This is a genomic window from Azospirillum lipoferum 4B, assembly GCF_000283655.1.
GTDB classification, from domain to species: Bacteria; Pseudomonadota; Alphaproteobacteria; order Azospirillales; family Azospirillaceae; genus Azospirillum; species Azospirillum lipoferum_C.
Map to the genome: position 1 here is coordinate 323946 of NC_016623.1, position 20259 is coordinate 344204.

General features: G+C 68.0%; 15 protein-coding genes. 9 read left to right on the plus strand and 6 right to left on the minus strand.

Going from position 1 to position 20259, the window contains the following annotated elements; translation table 11 throughout:
- Positions 1–34 precede the first annotated feature (34 nt).
- From AZOLI_RS22955 to AZOLI_RS22970, 4 genes are all read left to right on the plus strand, one after another.
- Entirely contained in the window at positions 35–1360 is a 1326-nt protein-coding gene (locus AZOLI_RS22955; RefSeq protein ID WP_014249580.1) for an HlyD family type I secretion periplasmic adaptor subunit, read from the plus strand.
- 212 nt (positions 1361–1572) lie between these two features.
- Positions 1573–2400 (plus strand): alpha/beta hydrolase, encoded by an 828-nt coding sequence (locus tag AZOLI_RS22960; RefSeq protein WP_044552835.1) that lies wholly within the window; start codon positions 1573–1575, stop codon positions 2398–2400.
- 30 nt (positions 2401–2430) lie between these two features.
- Positions 2431–3615 (plus strand): efflux RND transporter periplasmic adaptor subunit, encoded by a 1185-nt coding sequence (locus AZOLI_RS22965; protein WP_014249582.1) that lies wholly within the window; start codon positions 2431–2433, stop codon positions 3613–3615.
- 24 nt (positions 3616–3639) lie between these two features.
- A complete protein-coding gene (locus tag AZOLI_RS22970) occupies positions 3640–6825 on the plus strand; it encodes an efflux RND transporter permease subunit (RefSeq protein WP_014249583.1) in 3186 nt (1061 codons plus the stop codon).
- A 4-nt stretch (positions 6826–6829) separates the two neighbouring features.
- On the opposite strand, the gene AZOLI_RS22975 is transcribed toward AZOLI_RS22970, so the two are convergent.
- From AZOLI_RS22975 to AZOLI_RS22995, 5 genes are all read right to left on the minus strand, one after another.
- Positions 6830–7882 carry a serine hydrolase domain-containing protein gene (locus AZOLI_RS22975; protein WP_014249584.1) on the minus strand — a complete coding sequence of 351 codons (1053 nt, stop codon included), beginning with the start codon at positions 7880–7882 and terminating at the stop codon, positions 6830–6832.
- A gap of 156 nt (positions 7883–8038) precedes the next feature.
- Positions 8039–8623, minus strand: a complete 585-nt coding sequence (locus AZOLI_RS22980; protein ID WP_014249585.1) for a hypothetical protein — start codon at positions 8621–8623, stop codon at positions 8039–8041.
- A gap of 112 nt (positions 8624–8735) precedes the next feature.
- Positions 8736–11651, minus strand: coding sequence for a DNA polymerase I (gene polA / locus AZOLI_RS22985; RefSeq protein WP_014249586.1), 2916 nt, complete (start codon positions 11649–11651; stop codon positions 8736–8738).
- Positions 11652–11755: 104 nt separating this feature from the next.
- On the minus strand, positions 11756–12508 hold the full coding sequence (locus AZOLI_RS22990; protein WP_044552838.1) for a response regulator transcription factor: 753 nt from the start codon (positions 12506–12508) through the stop codon (positions 11756–11758).
- A gap of 118 nt (positions 12509–12626) precedes the next feature.
- Positions 12627–13445: a substrate-binding periplasmic protein gene (locus AZOLI_RS22995; RefSeq protein ID WP_048816564.1), complete on the minus strand. Its 819-nt coding sequence runs from the start codon at positions 13443–13445 to the stop codon at positions 12627–12629.
- A 472-nt stretch (positions 13446–13917) separates the two neighbouring features.
- Here AZOLI_RS22995 and AZOLI_RS23000 point away from each other — a divergent pair, with 472 nt between their 5' ends.
- From AZOLI_RS23000 to AZOLI_RS23020, 5 genes are all read left to right on the plus strand, one after another.
- Positions 13918–15612, plus strand: coding sequence for a SpoIIE family protein phosphatase (locus AZOLI_RS23000; protein ID WP_014249589.1), 1695 nt, complete (start codon positions 13918–13920; stop codon positions 15610–15612).
- 19 nt (positions 15613–15631) lie between these two features.
- Entirely contained in the window at positions 15632–16177 is a 546-nt protein-coding gene (locus tag AZOLI_RS23005) for a SiaB family protein kinase (protein WP_014249590.1), read from the plus strand.
- Between the two features lie 20 nt (positions 16178–16197).
- A complete protein-coding gene (gene siaC / locus AZOLI_RS23010; RefSeq protein ID WP_014249591.1) occupies positions 16198–16572 on the plus strand; it encodes a biofilm regulation phosphoprotein SiaC in 375 nt (124 codons plus the stop codon).
- Positions 16573–16610: 38 nt separating this feature from the next.
- Positions 16611–17546, plus strand: coding sequence for a sensor histidine kinase (locus tag AZOLI_RS23015; RefSeq protein ID WP_014249592.1), 936 nt, complete (start codon positions 16611–16613; stop codon positions 17544–17546).
- Positions 17547–17623: 77 nt separating this feature from the next.
- Positions 17624–18319: a diguanylate cyclase gene (locus AZOLI_RS23020; protein WP_244442623.1), complete on the plus strand. Its 696-nt coding sequence runs from the start codon at positions 17624–17626 to the stop codon at positions 18317–18319.
- A 21-nt stretch (positions 18320–18340) separates the two neighbouring features.
- Here the strand turns inward: AZOLI_RS23020 and AZOLI_RS23025 are convergent, their stop codons facing one another.
- Positions 18341–20227: an AI-2E family transporter gene (locus AZOLI_RS23025; protein WP_014249594.1), complete on the minus strand. Its 1887-nt coding sequence runs from the start codon at positions 20225–20227 to the stop codon at positions 18341–18343.
- Between the last annotated feature and the right edge of the window lie 32 nt (positions 20228–20259).

Genomic DNA, 20259 nt, shown 5'->3' on the forward strand with positions numbered 1-20259 from the left:
CCCCATTCCTCTCCGATCCCGTGTGAACCTCATCATGGCCGCTGCTTCAGACCTCGCCCGCCCCACCGGCAAATCGCTCAGCGCCGACGATGCGATGCTGTCGCTGGTCCGCGCCACCATCCTCGTGCTGGTCCTGCTGATGGCGGCGCTGCTGGCCTGGGCCACGCTGATGCCGGTCAAGGAGGCCGTGGTGACCGCCGGACAAGTGGTGCCGTCCGGCAACGCCCAGGTGGTCCAGCATCTGGAAGGCGGCATCGTGTCCGCCATCCTGGTCAAGGAGACCGATCTGGTGGAAGCCGGCCAGCCGCTGATCGTCTTCGATCCAAAGCAGGTCCAGGCGGAGCGGGAACAGATGAACGCCCGCCTGCTGACCCTGGAGCTGCGGGCGGAGCGGCTGCGCGCCTTCGCCGCCGGGCGGGAGCCGGATTTCGCCAGCGTCGCCGGCGCCGATACCCCTCAATCCGAAGCACAGATTGCCGATCAGCGCCTGATCTACGACACCCAGCGTCAGGCCCGCGACACCGCCATCGCCGTGCTGCGCGCCCAGGTCTCCCAGCGCGAGGCGGAGCTGGCGCTGTATGAGGGGCAGCTCGCCAGCATCAAGGATCAGATCACCTTCATCACCGGATCGGTCGACATCCGCAACAAGCTGGAATCGATGGGCCTGTCGTCGAAGCTGCAATCGCTGGAGACCCAGCGCGAGCAGTCCCGGCTGATGGGCGAGCAGCGGCGGATCGAGGGGCAGATCATCGCCACGCAGCAGGCGATCACCGAAGCCGGCAACCGCATCCTCGACCAGACGGCCAAGCTGGCGCAGGACGCGGTGACCGAGATGGGCACCGTCACCGCCGAGATCGCCCAGCTGCGCGAGGCCCGCGCCAAGCTGGACGACCGTTCCCAGCGGCTGACCGTGCTGTCGCCGGTGCGCGGGCTGGTGCAGGATCTGCGCGTCAACACCATCGGCGCCGTGGTGCCGGAGGGCGGCGTCCTGATGCAGATCGTCCCGGTCGACCACGAGATGACGGTGGAGGCCCATGTCACCCCGCGCGACGTCGGCCACCTCCACGTTGGGCAGGAGGCGACGGTCAAGGTGCTGACCTACGACTTCGCCCGCTACGGCGCCGTCACCGGCACGCTGCAGCGTATCTCCGCCACCACCTTCCTGGACGAGCAGCATCGCCCCTACTACAAGGCGGTCATCGCTCTCAGCCGCAACCATGTCGGCCGCGACGATGTCCAGCACCCGGTCCTGCCCGGCATGACCACCCAGGTGGAGATGACCACCGGCGAGCGCTCGCTGCTGGAATATCTGCTGAAGCCGATCTACTTCGCCCTGTCCGACAGCTTCAACGAGCGGTGAGGATCGCCCTGCGCCGGCCTTTCCCGACAAGTGGACGACGATTGTTCGTCCCAGCCGAATTGTGTTGCCGCTGACCCGGTATTTATTCGCATGCCAACGGGGGCCACACTCCACCGCACTGCAATGCGGGAGGGGTGCCACGGCACCGGACGGCTATGGGTCGGTCGACGAGGACACAAGGGGCGGGTACGGAGCGCGGCGGGGCAGAGGGTATGGCGCCCTGCCCCTTCGCGGTCGATGACCGGACCATCGCCGGCCATGCCCAGGACATCCGGCTGCGGCTCTACCGGCCGCTGATCGGGCTCGCGGTCCCGGCGCTGCTCTATCTGCATGGCGGCGGCTTCACCTCCGGCTCGCTGGAGGAGGCGGAGGAGACGGCGGCGGCCATCGCCGCCGGAACCCCGGCGCTGGTGGTGTCGGTCGGCTATTCCCTGGCGCCCGCCCACCCCTTCCCCACCGCCGCACAGGACGCCTACCGCGCGGCGCTGTGGACCGCCGAGACGGCACCGTCCCTGGGTGTCGCCCGCGGCGGGCTGGGCGTCGTCGGCTATGATGCCGGCGGCCATGTCGCCGCCTCCCTGACCTTTCTGGCCCGCGACCTGGGCGGGGTGAGTCTTGCGGCGCAGGCGCTGCTAGGCCCGATGCTGGACCCCAGCCTGACCCGCGCCAGCCGCGGCGGGATCGGCGATGCCGATGGCAAGGGCGGCGCCAAGACACGCCTGCTCGACAGCACCATCGCCGACTGCGCCCGCTGCTACCGCGCCTATCTGCCGGAGGCGGCGCAGCGGCTGCACCCCTATGCCGCGCCGCTGGAATCGCGCCGGCTGGGCGGGCTGCCGCCGGCCCTGATCGTCACCGCCCAGAACGACATGCTGCGCACCGAGGCCGAGCAGTATGCCGCCGGCCTGATCGCCGCCGGCGTGCCGACCGAGGTCACCCGCTTTCCCGCCATCTCCCACGACGCCCTGCCCGGCCATCGGCCGGCGCTGCAGGCCGTCACCGACTTCCTGCGCCGCCGGCTGCCCGCCGCGCGTACCTGACATTTTCCTCCTTATCCGGAGACAGACCACATGACCAAGTCACGCTCGAAACTCGCCCTTCTCCTGATCGCCGGGGTCGCCGCGGCGGGGGCCGCCGGCATCGTCGTCAGCCAGGGCCATGCCGACGCCCCGCAGACGGCTGCCGCCGCCCCTCCGCCCCCGGAAGTGGACGTCGCCCCCGTCGTGGTGCGCAAGATCACCGACTGGCAGTCCTATTCCGGCCGCCTCGAAGCGGTGGAGCGGGTGGACGTGCGGCCCCAGGTGGCCGGCGCCATCACCGCCGTCCATTTCCGCAACGGCGCGCTGGTCCGCCAGGGCGACGTGTTGTTCACCATCGATCCGCGCCCCTTCGCGGCGGAGGTCGCCCGGCAGGAGGCGCAGGTCGCCGCCGCCCAGGCCCGCGTCCGCTTCACCGCGGCGGACCTGGAGCGCGCCCAGCGTCTGGTCCGCGACGACACCATTTCCCGCCAGTCTCTGGAGAGCAAGGAGAACGAGGCCCGTTCCGCCGCCGCCAATCTGAAGGCGGCCCAGGCTGCGCTGGAGATCGCCCGCATCGACCTGGAGCACAGCCAGGTCCGCGCCCCCGTCTCCGGCCGCGTGTCGCGCGCCGAGGTGACGGTCGGCAACGTGGTGGCGGCCGGGGCCGCGGCGGCACCGTTGACCACGCTGGTCTCGGTCTCGCCGATCTATGCCTCCTTCGACGTCGATGAGCAGACCTACCTGACCCACATCGCCGGGGTGAAGGACGCATCCGGCGTGCCGGTGCAGCTGGGTCTGGCCAACGAAGACGGCTATTCCCGCGACGGCGCGGTGGAGCATGTCGACAACCGCATGGACGCGGCGTCCGGCACCATCCGCGTGCGCGCCCGCTTCGACAACGCCGACGGGCTGCTGGTCCCCGGCCTCTACGCCCGCATCAAGGTCGGCGGCAGCAAACCGCACGATGCGCTGATGGTGGACGACCGGGCCATCGGCACCGACCAGGACAAGAAGTTCGTCCTGGTGGTGGCGGAGGACGGCACCGTCACCTACCGCGCCATCGTCACCGGTGCCCATCAGGCCGGCCTGCGGGTGGTGAAGAGCGGGCTTGAGCCCGGCGAGCGCATCGTCGTGAACGGCCTGCAGCATGCCCGCCCCGGCAGCCGCGTCAGCCCGCGCACCGTCGCGATGAACGGCACGCCGGAGCCCATCCGCACCGCATCCACGGCGCCGTAATCCACGCCCGCCGGGAGAGCCGTCATGAACATCTCGAAATTCTTCATCGACCGCCCGATCTTCGCGGGCGTCCTGTCCGTGGCGCTGTTCCTGGCAGGCGCGATCTCGCTGTTCCAGCTGCCGATCTCCGAATATCCGGAGGTGGTCCCGCCCTCCGTCGTCGTCCGGGCGCAGTATCCGGGCGCCAACCCCAAGGTCATCGCCGAGACCGTCGCCGCTCCACTGGAGGAGCAGATCAACGGCGTCGAGAACATGCTGTACATGCAGTCGCAGGCCAACAGCGACGGCAACATGGCGCTGACCGTCACCTTCCGGCTCGGTACCGACCCGGACAAGGCGCAGCAGTTGGTGCAGAACCGCGTTTCCCAAGCCCTGCCCCGCCTGCCGGAGGATGTGCAGCGGCTTGGCGTGACGACGGTGAAGAGTTCACCGACGCTGACCATGGTCGTGCATCTGCTGTCGCCCAACGACCGCTATGACATGACCTACCTGCGCAATTACGCCATCCTGAACGTCAAGGACCGGATCAGCCGCATCCAGGGCGTCGGCGAGGTGCAGGTCTGGGGTGCCGGCGACTATTCCATGCGCGTCTGGCTCGACCCCAACAAGGTGGCGGAACGCGGCCTGACCGCGTCCGACGTGGTGGCGGCGATCCGCGAGCAGAATGTCCAGGTCGCGGCCGGCGTCATCGGCGCCTCGCCCAGCCTGCCGACCACGCCGCTGCAACTGTCGATCAACGCGCAGGGCCGCCTGAAGACGGTGGACGAGTTCGCCGGCATCGTCCTGAAGATCGGCAAGGACGGCGGCGTCACCTATCTGCGCGACGTGGCGCGGGTGGAGCTGGCGGCCTCGCAATACGGCCTGCGCTCGCTGCTGGACAACAAGTCGGCGGTGGCGCTGGGCATCAACCAGGCGCCGGGCGCCAACGCGCTGAGCATCGCCGACAATGTCCGGGCGACGATGGCGGAGCTGAAGGCCGACATGCCCAACGGCGTCGATTTCAGCATCGTCTACGATCCCACCCAGTTCGTGCGGTCGAGCATCGAGGCGGTGATCCACACCCTGCTGGAGGCGGTCGCGCTGGTGGTTCTGGTGGTGATCGTCTTCCTGCAGACCTGGCGGGCGTCGATCATCCCGCTGCTGGCCGTGCCGGTGTCGATCGTCGGCACCTTCTCCCTCATGCTTCTGCTGGGCTATTCGATCAACGCGCTGTCGTTGTTCGGCATGGTGCTGGCCATCGGCATCGTGGTGGACGACGCCATCGTCGTGGTCGAGAATGTCGAGCGCAACATCGAGTCCGGCCTGTCGGCCAAGGAAGCCACCTACAAGGCGATGCGGGAGGTCAGCGGGCCGATCATCGCCATCGCGCTGACGCTGGTCGCCGTCTTCGTGCCGCTGGCCGCCATGTCCGGCCTGTCGGGCGAGTTCTACAAGCAGTTCGCGATGACCATCGCGATCTCCACCGTCATCTCCGCCTTCAACTCGCTGACCCTGTCGCCGGCCCTGTCGGCGGTGCTGCTGCGCGGCCATGACCAGCCGCAGGATTGGCTGACCCGCGCCATGAACCGGGTGTTCGGCGGCTTCTTCCGCCTGTTCAACCGGGTGTTCCACCGCGCCTCCACCGGCTATGGCCGCGGCGTCGGCGGGGTGGTGCGGCACAAGGGCATGATGATGCTGGTCTATGTGCTGCTGCTGGGCGCCACCGTTCTGCTGGGCCGCGCGGTGCCGATGGGCTTCGTCCCGGCCCAGGACAAGGAATACCTCATCAGCTTCGCCCAGCTTCCCAACGGCGCCTCTCTCGACCGCACAGAGGCGGTGATCCGCGAGATGACCGACATCGCGCTCAAGCAGCCGGGCGTGCAGAGCGCCGTCGCCTTCCCCGGCCTGTCGGTCAACGGCTTCACCAACAGCTCCAGCGCCGGCATCGTCTTCGTCACGCTGAAGCCCTTCGCCGAGCGCGGTGACGCCGCCCTGTCTGCCAACGCAATCGCCGGCACCCTGCAAAAGCGCTATGCCGGCCTGAAGGAGGCCTTCGTCGCCATCTTCCCGCCGCCGCCGGTGATGGGCCTCGGCACGCTGGGCGGCTTCAAGATGCAGCTGGAGGATCGCGGCGCGCTGGGCTACGAGGCGCTGAACGCGGCGGTCAACGCCTTCGTCACCAAGGCGATGCAGACGCCGGAGCTGGGGCCGACCTTCTCCAGCTACCAGATCAACGTGCCGCAGTTGGACGTCGACCTCGACCGGGTGAAGGCCAAGCAGCAGGGCGTGGCGGTCGGCGAGGTGTTCGACACCATGCAGATCTATCTGGGCTCGCTCTACGTCAATGATTTCAACAGCTTCGGCCGCGTCTACCAGGTGCGGGTGCAGGCGGACGCGCCGTTCCGGGCGGAGTCCGGCGACATCGGCCTCTTGAAGACCCGCAACGACCGTGGCGACATGGTTCCGCTGTCCTCGCTGGTCCGGGTGTCGCCCAGCTACGGGCCGGAGATGGTGGTGCGCTACAACGGCTACACCGCCGCCGACATCAACGGCGGGCCGGCGCCGGGCTTCTCCTCCGGTCAGGCGCAGGCGGCGGCCGAGCGCATCGCGGCGGAGACGCTGCCGCGCGGCGTGCGGTTCGAGTGGACCGACCTGACCTATCAGCAGATCCTGGCCGGCAACTCCGCGCTGTGGGTGTTCCCGATCAGCATCCTCCTGGTCTTCCTGGTGCTGGCGGCGCAGTACGAGAGCCTGACCCTGCCGCTGGCGATCCTGATGATCGTGCCGATGAGCCTGATGTCGGCGCTGGCCGGCGTGTGGATCACCGGCGGCGACAACAACATCTTCACCCAGATCGGCTTCATGGTTCTGGTCGGCCTGTCCGCCAAGAACGCCATCCTGATCGTGGAGTTCGCCCGCGAACTGGAGGAGCAGGGCCGCAGCACAATCCAGGCCGCCATCGAGGCCAGCCGCCTGCGCCTGCGCCCGATCCTGATGACCTCCATCGCCTTCATCATGGGCGTGGTGCCGCTGGTGACCTCCACCGGCGCGGGATCGGAGATGCGGCACGCCATGGGTGTGGCGGTGTTCGCCGGCATGATCGGCGTCACCCTGTTCGGTCTGGTGCTGACCCCGGTCTTCTACGTCCTGCTGCGCCGGCTTGCCGGCGCGAAGACGGAGCGGTCGGCGGAGATTCCCGCCACCCCGGCGGGGGCGGTGACGCACGGCTGACCGTTCACCGCCTGAACACCTCCTCCGCCACGGCATCCAGCAGGGCCTCGTCGTTCTGCTGGTTTCCGTTCGTCAGGAAGATCAGCGCGGTACGGCGGCCGGGGTAATAGCGGACATCGGCCTCGAACCCGTCATAGCGGCCGTCATGGCCGACGCCGCGCCCCCAGCGGTCCTTCCACAGCGCAACGCCCAGCCCCTGCCCCTCCTCGTTCTCCGACGGGGTCATCATCCGCCGGACCGTCTCGGGTTTCAGCAAACGGTTGTCGCGGAACAGGGCGAAGACGAAGCGTTCCAGATCGCCGGCGGTGGTGACCAGCGGCCCGTCGCCGGTGGTCGCCGCCCAGGACCGGCGGCTGACGTCGCCATCCTCGGTATAGCCATGGGCAAGGCTGCGGTCGCGCGGATCGGCCCCCACGGTGGTCGAGCCCATCCCGGCCCGCTCCAGCACCCGGCTCCGCAGCACCTGCGCGAAGGGAACGCCGTCGCGCAGCGCCGCGATGTGGCCGAGCAGGACATAGTTGCTGTTGGAATACTCGTAATGCCCGCCGACCGGCCCGGTCGCCTCCTCCCCCGCCGCATAGGCGAGCAGAGCGCCGCTGCGCGGCAACCGTTCCGGCTTGGCCGCCTCGTCCTCTTCATAGGCATCGGTGATGTAATCGGGAATGCCCGAGCTGTGGTCGAGCAGATGGACCAGCCGCGCCCGGTTGGCATTGGCGACCTTGCCCAGCGGCAGGTCCGGCGCCAGTTCCCGCACCGGCCGGTCGAGCGAGAGCAGCCCCTCCTCCACCTGCTGCATCACGGCGGCGGCGGTCGCCATCTTGCCGACGGAGGCGACGTAGAAGCGCGTCTCCTCCGTCACCGGCCGCTCGCCGCGCCGGTCGGCGATGCCGGAGACGACGACGCGCCGGAGGTCGGGGCCGGACACCAGCAGGACGCCGCCGTCGAGTTCTTCCTCTGCGATGAAGCGGTCGAGGAGGCGCTGCAGGCGGTCGGCGGCGTGGGCGGACGGGGCCGCGGAGCCTAGCAGAAGCGCCGCGGCCAAGGTCAGCTGGAGCAAGCGCCCATGCCCGGCGGAAGCTCCGCCCTTCCGGCCTTTCCTATCCCTCTGCAATGCCCTGCCCCCTCGTAGCCCGGCGGAGTTACGCCGAAAGCGGTATCCGGTTTCGAGGCTGCGCAGGGCAATCGAGAACCGGCAAGGGGTGGGAGCCGCGGATCAGGTGAAGCTGTCGCCCAAACCGAGGTTTTTCAGAGTGAACCCGGCTTCCTTGCAGGTCTGACGGATCTTGCGGACGGCGGCCAGCAGTTCCTTGCTATGGCTGAGGGTCGGCGGCGTCCGGACAATCTGCGCGAACAGCTCCTGGTTCATCTGGTACCGCAGTATGTTCTTCGGATCGCTTTCCAGATGCAGCAGGAACATGTCGTCGAAGATGTTGCTGTCGACGGTGCGGGTGCTGGACGTCTTCACCCGCTTGAACCAGCTCATACTTTTTGCCAGCTTTGAATTCTGTTCGACCGTCTCCATTTTGCTGGCGAGCTTCGCATAAGCCGCGCTGTCGTCGTCCTTGTCGCCCAAGAACATCTTGAAGATGCAAAGCGCTTTCGTCTTGGTCGGTTCGGCGCGGAAGTCCAGCACCATCCAGGGAAACAGCACCCGCTTGAGACGGTCTATCGAAGTTTCGATGGAATCCACGTCCATCTTCTTGGCGATCGCGCCCTGGCTTCGCGACAATGCGGCATGGACCAGGGCACGGCGGGTTTCAGCCGGAGCGAAGGCAACAGTCTGGGCAACGGACGGCACGCTAACCCCTCCTTATCAAAGGGATATTTTCGGTCCGTTCGGGCTAACACACATAACTATGCAGACTCAATGCATTGCGCGCGGCGCATGAGGGGCGTGTGTCGCCTCCCCCTCAATGCGCCTCCTCCCAATTGTCCCCAATCCCAGCCTCCGCCACCAGCGGCACGCCGAGATGCGCGGCGCCCTCCATCACCCCGCGCACGATGCGCGCCGCGTCCTCGGCCTCCGCTTCCGGCACCTCGAACAGCAGTTCGTCATGCACCTGCAGCAGCATCCGCGCGCTGCTCCCCGCCGCGGCCAAGGCTGCGGGCATGCGGTTCATGGCGCGCTTCATGATGTCGGCGGCGGTGCCCTGGATGGGGGCGTTGATGGCTTGGCGCTCGGCGAAGGCGCGGCGGGCGGCGTTCTTGTCCTGGATGCCGGGCATGTAGCAGCGGCGGCCGAACAGCGTTACCACATAGCCGTGCTGGCGGGCGAAGCTCTTGATCGACTCCATCCAGACCTTCAGCTCGTGGAAGCGCTCCAGATAGGTCTTGATGAAGGCGTTGGCCTCGCCGGGCGCGATGCCAAGCTGGCGGCCCAGGCCGAAGCCGGAGATGCCGTAGATGATGCCGAAGTTGATCGCCTTGGCCTTGCGGCGGATGTCCGGCGTCATCTGATCCAGCGGGATGCCGAACACCTGGGCGGCGGTCGCGGCGTGAATGTCCAGGCCGTCGCGGAAGGCGTCCTTCAACGCCTGGATGTTCGCCATCTCCGCCACCAGACGCAGCTCGATCTGCGAATAGTCGACGCTCAGCAGCTTGTGGCCGGGTGACGCCACGAAGGCGCGGCGGATCTTCTTGCCCTCCTCCGTCCGCACCGGGATGTTCTGCAGGTTGGGATCGGTGGAGGACAGGCGGCCGGTGTTGGTCGCCGCCAGCGCGAAGGCGGTGTGGACCCGGCCGGTGACGGGGGAGATCTTCTCCTGCAGCGCGTCGGTGTAGGTGCTCTTCAGCTTGGCGAGCTGGCGCCAGTCCAGAACGCGCTGGGCGATGGTGTGGCCCTGCTCCGCCAGTTCCTCCAGCACGCTGCTGTCGGTGGAATAGGCGCCGGTCTTGCCCTTCTTGCCGGTGCCGAGCTTCAGCGTGTCGAACAGGATCTCACCCAGCTGCTTGGGCGAGCCGATGTTGAAGCTCTGGCCGGCAAGGGCGTGGACGTCCTTCTCGATCTCGGCGAGGCGGACGGACAGGCTCTGCGACAGGTCGGACAGCGCCTTCTTGTCGATGCGCACGCCGGCCCGCTCCATGTCCGCCACCACCGGGACCAGCGGGCGGTCCAGCGTCTCATAGACGGTGACCATGCGGTCGTCGACCAGCCGCGGCTTCAGCAGCGTCCACAGGCGCAGCGTGATGTCGGCGTCCTCGGCGGCATAGGCCAGCGCCTTGTCCAGCGGCACGCGGTCGAAGGTGATCTGGTTCTTACCGGTGCCGCAGACCTCCTTGAAGGGGATCGGCGTGTAGGCGAGGTGCATCTCCGCCAGCTCGTCCATGCCGTGGCCGTGGGCGCCGCCGTCCAGCACGTAGGAGATCAGCATGCTGTCGTCCACCGGCGACACCGCGATGCCGTTGCGGGCGAACAGCTGGTGGTCGAACTTGAAGTTGTGGCCGATCTTCAGGACCGACGAGTCCTCCAGCACGTCCTTCAGGATCGCCATCGCCTCGGCGGTCGGGATCTGCACCGGCGGCGGCGGGGCGTCGAAGTCCAGCTGACCGGCGGCGGCGGTGGACGCGCCATGGGCAAGCGGGATGTAACAGGCGATGCCGGGCTCGGTCGACAGCGACACGCCGACCAGCGTGGCGGTGGCCGGGGTCAGGCTGTCGGTCTCGGTATCCACCGCCAGCACGCCGGTTTCCCGCGCGCGCTCGACCCAGCGGCGCAGGGCGTCGGCATCCTGCACCAGCTCGTAACGCACCTCCGGCACATTCAGCACCGTCTTGCGGGCCGGGCGCTCCGCCGGTTCGTCGGACGGCGCGGCGGCGGGATCCTTTGCCGCGGGGGCGGCCGAGGCGAGGGCGGCCGAGGCGGGGGCGGCGGACGACCCGGCGCCGTCGGCAATGCGGCCGTCCTTCAGCATCTCCATCTCGACGCGCGAGACGATGCTGCGGAAGCCCTGGGCCTTCAGGAAGTCGATCAGGCGCTGGTGATCGGGCTCGCGCACGCGCAGCTCGTCCAGCGGCTTGGGCGGCGGCACATTCTCGTCCAGCAGGACCAGACGGCGGGAGATGCGGGCCTGCTCGGCGAACTCGATCAGCTTCTGGCGGCGGGCCGGCTGCTTGATCTTTTCGGCATTGGCCAGCAGGGCTTCCAGGTCGCCGTATTCGGTGATCAGCTGGGCGGCGGTCTTGACGCCGATGCCGGGCACGCCGGGGACATTGTCGACGCTGTCGCCGGCCAGCGCCTGGACGTCCACCACCTTTTCCGGCGGAACGCCGAACTTCTCGAACACCTCGTCGGGGCCGATGGCCTTGTTCTTCATCGGGTCGAACATGCCCACACCGGGGCGGACCAGCTGCATCAGGTCCTTGTCCGACGACACGATGGTCACCTTACGGCCGGCCTCCTGCGCCAGACGGGCATAGGTGGCGATCAGGTCGTCGGCCTCATAGCCCTCCAGCTCCAGACAGGGCAGGCAGAAGGCCTCCGTTGCTTCGCGGATCAGGGCGAACTGCGGCTTCAGCTCCTCCGGCGGTTCCGGGCGGTGGGCCTTGTAGTCGGGATAGAACTCGTTGCGGAAATTCAGGCGCTTGCTGTCGAAGACGACCGCCACCGCTTCCGCCCTGGCGTCGGCCAGCAGTTTCAGCAACATGTTGGAAAAGCCCAGCACCGCGTTGACCGGCGTGCCGTCCGGCCGCGTCAGCATCGGCAGCGCATGGAAGGCGCGGAAGATGAAGCCGGAGCCGTCGACCAGATACAGCCCGCTGCCGTCACCGTTGGAGGCGGCGGGGATCCCGGCGGCGTCGTTCTGGGAGGCAGCGGTGGCGTCGGTCATGATGGTCTCTTGTCCCTTCCTTGCGGGCGCTACCATCGCCGAAGGAGGCCCGGGAGTCGAGTGCCGAGACCGGGTATCAGGGGCTGGAGATCAGGCGGCGGGGATCAGAGCGTGCTGTCCTCGACCACGCTGCTGACCACCGGGCCGACGAAGGCATAGCCGACGCCGTGCACCGCCTGAACCGGCAGGGCGCAGCCGCTGCGCTCCTCCACCTTGATGCGCAGGCGGCGCACCAGCGAATCGATGGAGCGGCTGTAGGGATCCCAGTCGCGGCCGGTCAGCGCCACCGAAATATCCTGGCGGCTCACCGGCTCGCCGGGAACGGTGACCAGCAGCGAGAGGAACTTGTACTCGGTCGCGGTCAGCGGCACGGCGGCGCCGGTCGGCGGCTGGATGCGCCATTCGATGTCGTCGAACACCCAGGCCTTGCGCGCGTCGGCCACAGGCGCCGGCGCAGCGGGCGACGGCTCCGGTGCTGCGAGCGGGGCGGTCCCCTTCTGCATCCGGCGCATCAACGCCTTGACCTGCGCCTCGACCTCGCGGAAGTCGACCGGCTTGACCAGATAGACGTCGGCACCCAGCTCCAGCCCGATGACCCGGTCGATCAGGCTGGACCGTGCCGTCAGCATGATGATGGCGGCATGGGACGAGGCGCGGATGCGCCGCGCGACCGAAAAGCCGTCCTCATCGGGCAGGTTGACATCGAGCACGATGACGTCGGCCGGGCCGCTTTCCAGCAACCGGTCCAGTTCCGCACCGCGCGACGCCCCCCGCACCTCGAATCCGCAGCGTTCGAGATATTCGACGAGATCGTCACGAAGGTCGGCTTCGTCCTCGACCACAATGATCCGGGCCACGACGCCTATGCCCCCATTCACATTCGTATGAGGGTATATTAAACCCCCGGTCGGGATACGCAAACCCAATCAATAGGATCCGACCGAACCGGGGCTGCGCGAGATCGGTTCCGCGGCTTCACCTGTGGGACAGGTACTGGTCGCCCACCGTGGCGGAGTAGCGCGCCACCGCGGCCCGGTCGATGGCATCGATCCGGCCCTTCCCCTTCAGCTCCGCAAGGCAGCGGTCGAAGTCGCCGCGCAGCGACTCGTCGCGGAACACCATGCTGTAGGGGGTCGGCGGGAAGATGGCGGTGAACTGCACCGGCTGGGCCGGGTCGAAGGGCAGACCGCCGCCCGCCTTCGCCTTGTCCTGAAGCTGGCGATTGTATTCGGCGAAGATCAGCCCGTCGGCCAGAACCGCGTCGACCCGGCCGGCGAACAGCAGGTTGGAATGCACCATCTGGTCGGCGCGCTCGCGGAAGTCGCCGAAGCTGGGGATCGCATCGCGCAGGCCCGGCAGGACATCGGGCGCGCCCGAGAAGGTGATCACCCGCTTGCCCGCCAGATCGGCCAGCGACGTCACGGTCAGGCCGCTGCTCCTCAGCACCGACGCGCCGTTCTGGTACAGGATATAGGGGGCGGAGCGCGCGCCCGGCATCTCCATGCCCGCCGGCACGGTGGTGACGGCGTCGACCCGGGCACCGTCGCGGAAATCGTTCCAATGACGGCCGAAGGGCACCACCTTGAACCGCGCCTCATGCCCGCAGGCCGCCAGTGTCTCGGCGATGATGGAGGCCTCCCGCCCGGTGCCGTCGGTCGTCATCATCGGCGGCAGTTCCGGCGCCAGAACCGTCACCGGACGGGCCGCGGCGGGTGACACCGTCATGTGAAGGGCGGCGGCGAGCGCGGCGGAAAAGATCCCTGCGGCACCGAATGCACGAACACCGAACGCCATCCTTCGCCCTCCACCGTTGCGGTCCAGGCCGCGACCGTCCTGACGGGATGCGGCGGACGGAAAGGTAACATGGGCAACTGTGCGGCCGTACACCGAAAATCCCCTTTTAAGCAACGGCTTGGCTCTGCTGAAGCCACTGTTCCGCCGATACCCGTCACAGTTCGTTGCAATTGGACGAGGTTGGTCGCCCCCGGTTGCCGTTCGCTCCTATTTTCCCGGGCTTTCCGACGATGAAGCGCGCCATTGCCGAATGTTATTTCACGACTGACCCAAACGACCGTGCTATGGATAGGTTCATCCGCCACACGCATCATGCCCGACGGCCCTTGTCGATGACTGTCGGCGCACTACACGCAGGGGTGGATTTTCCGATGGGCGTGGGACTGCCGCACTCCCGGTCGACCGGACCGGGGCTGCCGTGAAGACCGTCATGAACGAACGCGCCCCGGCCAGCCGGGTCAGGAGGATGTGGATGAGCGTCACGGGATGGGACGACACCGAATCCTATACGCTCCGCGGCTCCGGCCCCCGCGGCACGGACGAGGATGCCGTCCGCGCCGGCGGATCGTCGCTGCTGACCCGCGTCATCCTGATGATCGTCGGCTGCACCCTGCTGGTCGGGCTGGTCGCCATGGGCGTCTCGTCGGTCCTGGTCGGCCGCCAGCAGCGCGAGGCGGTGACCCATCGCGCCATGCTGGTCGGCACCCTCCAGGCCTCCGCCATGGGCCAGGCGGTCTGGGAGTTCGACACCCGCGCGGTGGAAGGGATGATCCGCGGCCTGATGGCCGAGGATGCCGCGGTGCGCAGCGTCAAGGTGTGGGCAGCCTCGGGCGGCCGCGGCGGCCACGGCGATCCGCTGGTGGCGCTGGAACGCCCGGCCGGGCGGGCGGAACTGGCCACCGTCGAACGGCAGATCGCCATTTCCGGCAGCAATGGCGAGCGCACCATGGTCGGCCTGCTGCGCCTGACCTACTCGCTGGAAGAGGCGGAAAGCGCCACCATGACCGCGCTGGCCCCGATGGCCGGTCTGGTCTTCTTCTCGCTGCTGGCCGTCATCGGCATGATCAGCATCCTGCTGAACCGGCTGGTCCTGGCGCCGCTCGCCCGGCTGACCCGGTCGGCCGGCGCCATCGCCGCCGGCGACTACCGGGTGCGGCTGCGCAACCGCCGCGCCGACGAGATCGGCCAGCTGACCGTCGCCTTCAACCACATGGCGGAGACCGTCCACGACTACACCGAACGGCTGGAGCAGCGTGTCGCCGAGCGGACGGAGGAGCTGCGCCAGTCCAACGAACAGCTGGCCGTGGTGAACCGTCAGGTCATGGACAGCATCCAGTATGCCAGCCTGCTGCAGTCCGCCATCCTGCCCGACGAGCGGGAGATGGCGCGGCGGCTGGACGGTGTCTGCGTGCTGTGGCGACCGCGCGACGTGGTGGGCGGCGATTTCCACATCTTCCGCGAACTGGAGGACGGCCGCTTCCTGATCGGTGTCGCCGACTGTTCCGGCCACGGCGTGCCGGGCGCCTTCATGACGATGACGGTGTCGGCCATCCTCGACCATGTGCTGTCCGACACGCCCGACAGCGATCCCGCGGCGATCCTTGGCCGGCTGAACCGCATGGTGCGCGCGGCGCTGGCCCGCGGGCGGGACAACCCGCGTTTCGACAACGGGCTGGACATCGGGCTGTGCCTGGTGCGGCCAGACCGCGGCGACCTGCTGTTCGCCGGCGGCCGGATCGGGCTGCACATCGTCGATACCGAGGGAGTCGAGGACCAGGGCGGCGGAACCGCTTCGGTCAGCGAGGTGAAGGGCGATGCCCAAAGCCTGGGCTACCGCCGGTCGGACATCGGCCACCGCTTCACCACCCACCGGGTGGAGCTGGCCTCCGGCCGCAGCTTCTACCTGACCACCGACGGATTCCTCGACCAGGCCGGCGGCGCCCGCGGTTTCGGGTTCGGCAACCGGCGCTTCAACGCCATGCTGCTGGAACACGAAGGCATCCCCATGGCGGACCGCAAGGCCGCCTTCGCCCAGGCTCTGGCCGACCATCAGGGCGACCGCGCCCAGCGCGACGACATCACGCTGATCGGCTTCTCGCTGTCGCCGGCATCGGCCGCAGCGGCTTCCGGGGCCGCCGGCCCCTCCCCCCAGTTCATCCACCCGTAAGGCAGGTCGTCAAGCTACGATGAAAGGCAACGAACTCTTCAACCTGCAGGAGCTGCTGTCGCGGCAGAAGCTGCTGATCTGCTTCAGCGGTCCCTTCAGTCACAGCGTTATCGAAGAGCTGGGCAAGGCTGTCCGCAACCACCTGGAAAATGAGCGGATCGAGAAATCGGCGATCATGGACGTCTTCTCCGTCTATGTGGAGCAGGCGCAGAACGTCCGCAACTACACCGCGTCGAGAGAATCGCTGGGCCGACCGATCCCCGCCAACAGCGGCATTGTCGTGATCGGCAAGGAGGACGAACATTACGTCGTCAGCTCCGGCAATCTGGTCGAGGCGGAGGATGTTCCCGGCCTGTCGGCGATGCTTGAGAGGCTGCGCAGCCTGGACAAGGCGGGGCTGAAGGCCGCCTACAAGGAACAGTCGCGCAAGCCGCGCGAATCGGGCGCCAGCGGTGCCGGCCTGGGCCTGATCGACATGGCGCGCAAGGCCACCCGGCCGCTGGACTATTCGCTGCGCGCGGTGGATGAGCGCTATTTCTTCTTCAGCCTTGAAGTCCAGTTATAAGAAATCACGGAACACGCATAATGGATAATTTGCGGATCGAGGCAACCTCCTGCTCGCCCCTGATCGATTTCGATCCAGTGGCCGGCCTTCTGCGTATCGATGGGGAATCCTACCCGGAGAACTCCTTCGATTTCTACGCGCCGGTGTTCAGCTGGCTTGAGGAGTATTTGCAGGAACCGGCGCCGGCAGTGGTGCTGGACATCGGGCTCAGCTATCTGAACACCAGCAGCATCAAATGTATGATCGACGTGCTGGAGATGCTGGACGTCGCCCATCAGAAGGGCCGGACCGTATCGGTGCGCTGGCATTACGACAGCGACAACGACCGCGCTCTCGACATGGCGGAGGAGTTCGCGGAAGACGTCTCCCTGCCCTTCGAGATCCTCGCCCATTGATAACGCGTCAATCAGCCGAGATGAACTGAGCGCCAGAGATGTCGATGCGGTCGCAGGAACAGGAACTTCGTCAATGGATCGAGCGATTGGCCGGGGATCCGGCCAATGCCGGAAATCCACTGCTGGCGGAATTCCAGAAGCTGGCCGAACGGCATGGCAAGCTGTTGCGACAGTTCCGCAAGGTCGCAAAGATCAGCGACCGGCTGCAGACCGAGACCAAGGACATGGCGCGCCAGCAGCGCCAGTTCGTGCTGATGGTCAGCCACGAGTTCCGCACGCCGCTGGCGATCATCGACAGCGCCTCGCAATTGCTGGAGCTGGAACCGAAGCTGCCGGGCTCGGCCATGCCGCGGGTGGGAAAGATCCGCAACGCGGTGCAGCGGATGCTTCATCTGATCGAGCGCTGCCTGACCGATGAACGGCTGGGGACCGCCGTCGCACGGCCCACCGCGTTCGACCTCGCCGCCATGCTGGGCGGTCTGGTGCGGGACATGGGGACATCGGCGGCGGGGCACCGGTTCGAACTGCATGGCTTCGACCGCCCCGTTCCCATTCCCGGCGACCGCGACCTTTTGGCCGTTGTTTTTTCCAACCTGGTGGAAAACGCTGTCAAGTACTCGCCGAACGGGGGAACGATCCGCCTCGACCTCTCCACCGGCGAGGGGCAGGTGACGGTGCGGGTGATGGACGAGGGGATCGGCGTCAATTCAGCCGACGCGGCGCGGCTGTTCGACAAGTATTTCCGGGCGTCCAACGCCGCCGGCACCACCGGCGCCGGGTTGGGTCTCCATCTCGCCCGCTGCATCGTGGACACCCACGGCGGCGGGATCTCGGTGGCGAGCCAACCGGGTCAAGGCGCCGCCTTCACGGTCCGCCTGCCGCTCGCCTGCATCGCGCCCGCGCAGGCGGCTTCGGCCGGGGTTCCGACGGAGCCGCCCGTGCAGGAGCCGTCCATGTCGGAACCGGCGTCATGAGCGGTGACGTGAAATCCGGTGACGCGAGGGTCACGGGCCTGCCCAGGCGTTGGGCACTGCGGCGGGGGACGGTGGGGATGATGCTGCAGGAACAGAAGCTCCAGGACTGGCTCGCCCGCCTCGCGGAAAACGAGGATTACGCCGCCCATCCGCTGATGGCGGAATTCCGCGCCCTGGCGGACGAACACCTGAAGCTGATGCGGCAGCTGACCAAGATCGCCAAGATCAGTGACCGCATGCAGACCGACACGCGGCAGATGGCCCAGGCGCTGCACGCCGCCTCGCAGACCGATCCGCTGACCGAGCTGCCCAACCGCCGCCACATGGTCGACCGCCTGGAGTCCGAGCTGTGCCGAATCCGCCGGAGCGGTGGCGGTGGCTTCGCCCTGATCATGCTGGACATCGACCATTTCAAGGAGGTCAACGACGCCTTCGGCCATGCCGCGGGCGATCACGTCCTGGTGGAGGCTGCCGGGCTGTTGCGCCGGAACCTGCGTGGGCATGACCTGTGCGCCCGCTGGGGCGGCGAGGAATTCCTGATCCTTCTGCCCGACACCGATCAGATTCAGGCGGAAACGGTGGCGGAAAAGCTGCGCGGGCTGATCGCCCATCATTCCATCGCTCATCAGGGGCACAGCATCGCCGTCACGCTCAGCCTGGGGGTCGCCGCCTACCGGCCGGGACGGACTGCGGACGACTGCATCCAGGCTGCGGACGATGCGCTCTATATCGCCAAGCGCGCCGGACGGAACAGGTGGGCTGCGGCGGCATAGCCCTCGGTCTGTCGGCTTTCCTCAATCGGCATCGGCCTGCGGCTCGGCGACTGCCGGCGCCGTGGCGCCGATCTGCAATTCCTCCAGCTGCGCCAGGGCGCCGGCCATCCCGGTGGCGACCAGATCGGCATCGGTCTCGGCACTTGCGCGTTCCGGCACTTCGGCTTCGGGGTGAGCACTCCACAGGCAGAGCAGGATCGGCACGCGCGGCCCGAAATGCAGGCGCAGCCGGCGCAGCAACCGGCGCGAATGACCGAGCGCCGAAGGGTTGAGGGAGGACAGAACCACCGCGTCGATGCCATCGGTGCCGAGGCTGGCGATGGCCCGGGTCAACACCTTCTCGCACGGAATCACGTCGGTGCGGACGCCTCGGCCGGTCAGCAGGTAGGCGAGCAGCCCGGCCGCCGCCTCGTCCAGGTTGTTGCGGGCGCCGATGCAGAGCACGCGCGGCGCATCCTCCGGCAGAGTGCCGGTTTCCGACAACTCGTCCAGCAGGCTCGCCATACCGTCGGCCACGGCTTGACGGCCGTCCGGGTTCAGGGTGCCGCGCTGGCGGTCCTGCTCGGCCAGCGACAGGACGGGCAGCAGCAGGCCATCCGCCATCTCGACCGGGGTGTCCTTGCCCAGCCGTTCCTCCGCGATCTCGGTCGCCTCCACGGGATCGCGGGCCAGCAGGCGTTGATACACCTTCGCCTCGTCGGGCAGGACGGGGCGGTCGCCCAGCATCACCTCCAGGAAATGCAGCTGCGGCACATGGCGGCCCAGCACCACGAGGCAGACGGTCAGCGGCGTGGCCAGCAGCAGGCCGACCGGCCCCCACAAGGTCGTCCACACCACCGCCGCGATGATGATGGCGAGGGAGGACAGGCCGGTCGCCGTGCCGTAGAGCCAGGGCTCGACCACATTGTTGGAAAACAGCTCCACCGCCACGAACAGCGCGATGCACAACAGCGGCAGGGTCCAGCCGGTATCGACCGCGAAGGACAGCAGGATCGGAAAGGCCGAGGCGATCACCGGCCCCAGGAAGGGGATGAAGCGCAGCAGCGTCGCCATCAGCCCCCAAAGCAGCGGATTGGGCACGCCGAGCAGCCACAGGCCGATGCCGATGGGAATGCCGTAGGTGACATTGACCACCACCTGCATCAGCAGATAGCGGCTGACGCGCTCGCCAGCATCGTTCATCGCCTCCGTGGTGCGGCTGAGGTCGCCGGACCCGACCAGCCGGATCAGGCGGTCGCGCAGATCCTCGCGCTGCAACAGCATGAAGATAGTGAAGACCAGCACCAGGCCGGCCATGGCGATGGGCGTCACCGCCGGGCCGAGGACCCGGCGCAGGAGGTCGAAGACCCCGGCATCGGACTGGTCGAGGCGGACCGGCACCGGCTCCCGGCGCGGCGGGCTGGCGGTCGTGCCGGCGGTCGTGCCGGATGGTGGCGCTGCCGGCTGTTCGCCGGCGGTCGCCTTCTCCAACTCCTGCTGCAGGTCGCGGAAGGCGTCGGTCGCCTGTTTCAGCGCGCCGCGGTCCCCGGTCGACGAGGAGGCGGTGCGCAGGGTCTGGATCTTGGTGTGGATGTTGCGCTGGTAGGTCGGCAGATTTTCCGCCAGATCGCCGAGCTGGCTGCCCACCACCGCGCCGAAGCCGATGATGGCCATGAACAGCAGGACCACCACCGCCAGCACGGACGGCACCCGGCCCAGATGCCAGCGCTCCAGCCGGCTGACGATGGGCGTCAGCACGAAGCCGAGCAGCACCGCCAGCGCGATCGGAATCAGGATGTCCGCCGCCAGATACAGCGTCACCACGATCAGCGTGATGATCAGCAGGATCGTCTGGGTCGAGGCGGGCGGAGCGGCCTTGGTCACCGCGATGGGGCGTGCCTGCAGCCGGCGGGCGGTGTCCTCGGCCATGGTCGTCGGGCTTTCCGGAAGGGAGAATGCCC

What these genes read in the sequence shown, in the direction of transcription:
- AZOLI_RS22970 (WP_014249583.1), top strand. Translation starts at nt 3,640, where the DNA reads ATGAACATCTCGAAATTCTTCATCGACCGCCCGATCTTCGCGGGCGTC.
- AZOLI_RS23015 (WP_014249592.1), top strand. Translation starts at nt 16,611, where the DNA reads ATGTCGATGCGGTCGCAGGAACAGGAACTTCGTCAATGGATCGAGCGA.
- AZOLI_RS23025 (WP_014249594.1), bottom strand. Translation starts at nt 20,227, where the DNA reads ATGGCCGAGGACACCGCCCGCCGGCTGCAGGCACGCCCCATCGCGGTG.
- siaC (WP_014249591.1), top strand. Translation starts at nt 16,198, where the DNA reads ATGGATAATTTGCGGATCGAGGCAACCTCCTGCTCGCCCCTGATCGAT.
- AZOLI_RS22960 (WP_044552835.1), top strand. Translation starts at nt 1,573, where the DNA reads ATGGCGCCCTGCCCCTTCGCGGTCGATGACCGGACCATCGCCGGCCAT.
- AZOLI_RS23005 (WP_014249590.1), top strand. Translation starts at nt 15,632, where the DNA reads ATGAAAGGCAACGAACTCTTCAACCTGCAGGAGCTGCTGTCGCGGCAG.
- polA (WP_014249586.1), bottom strand. Translation starts at nt 11,651, where the DNA reads ATGACCGACGCCACCGCTGCCTCCCAGAACGACGCCGCCGGGATCCCC.
- AZOLI_RS23000 (WP_014249589.1), top strand. Translation starts at nt 13,918, where the DNA reads ATGAGCGTCACGGGATGGGACGACACCGAATCCTATACGCTCCGCGGC.
- AZOLI_RS22995 (WP_048816564.1), bottom strand. Translation starts at nt 13,445, where the DNA reads ATGGCGTTCGGTGTTCGTGCATTCGGTGCCGCAGGGATCTTTTCCGCC.
- AZOLI_RS22955 (WP_014249580.1), top strand. Translation starts at nt 35, where the DNA reads ATGGCCGCTGCTTCAGACCTCGCCCGCCCCACCGGCAAATCGCTCAGC.
- AZOLI_RS23020 (WP_244442623.1), top strand. Translation starts at nt 17,624, where the DNA reads ATGATGCTGCAGGAACAGAAGCTCCAGGACTGGCTCGCCCGCCTCGCG.
- AZOLI_RS22965 (WP_014249582.1), top strand. Translation starts at nt 2,431, where the DNA reads ATGACCAAGTCACGCTCGAAACTCGCCCTTCTCCTGATCGCCGGGGTC.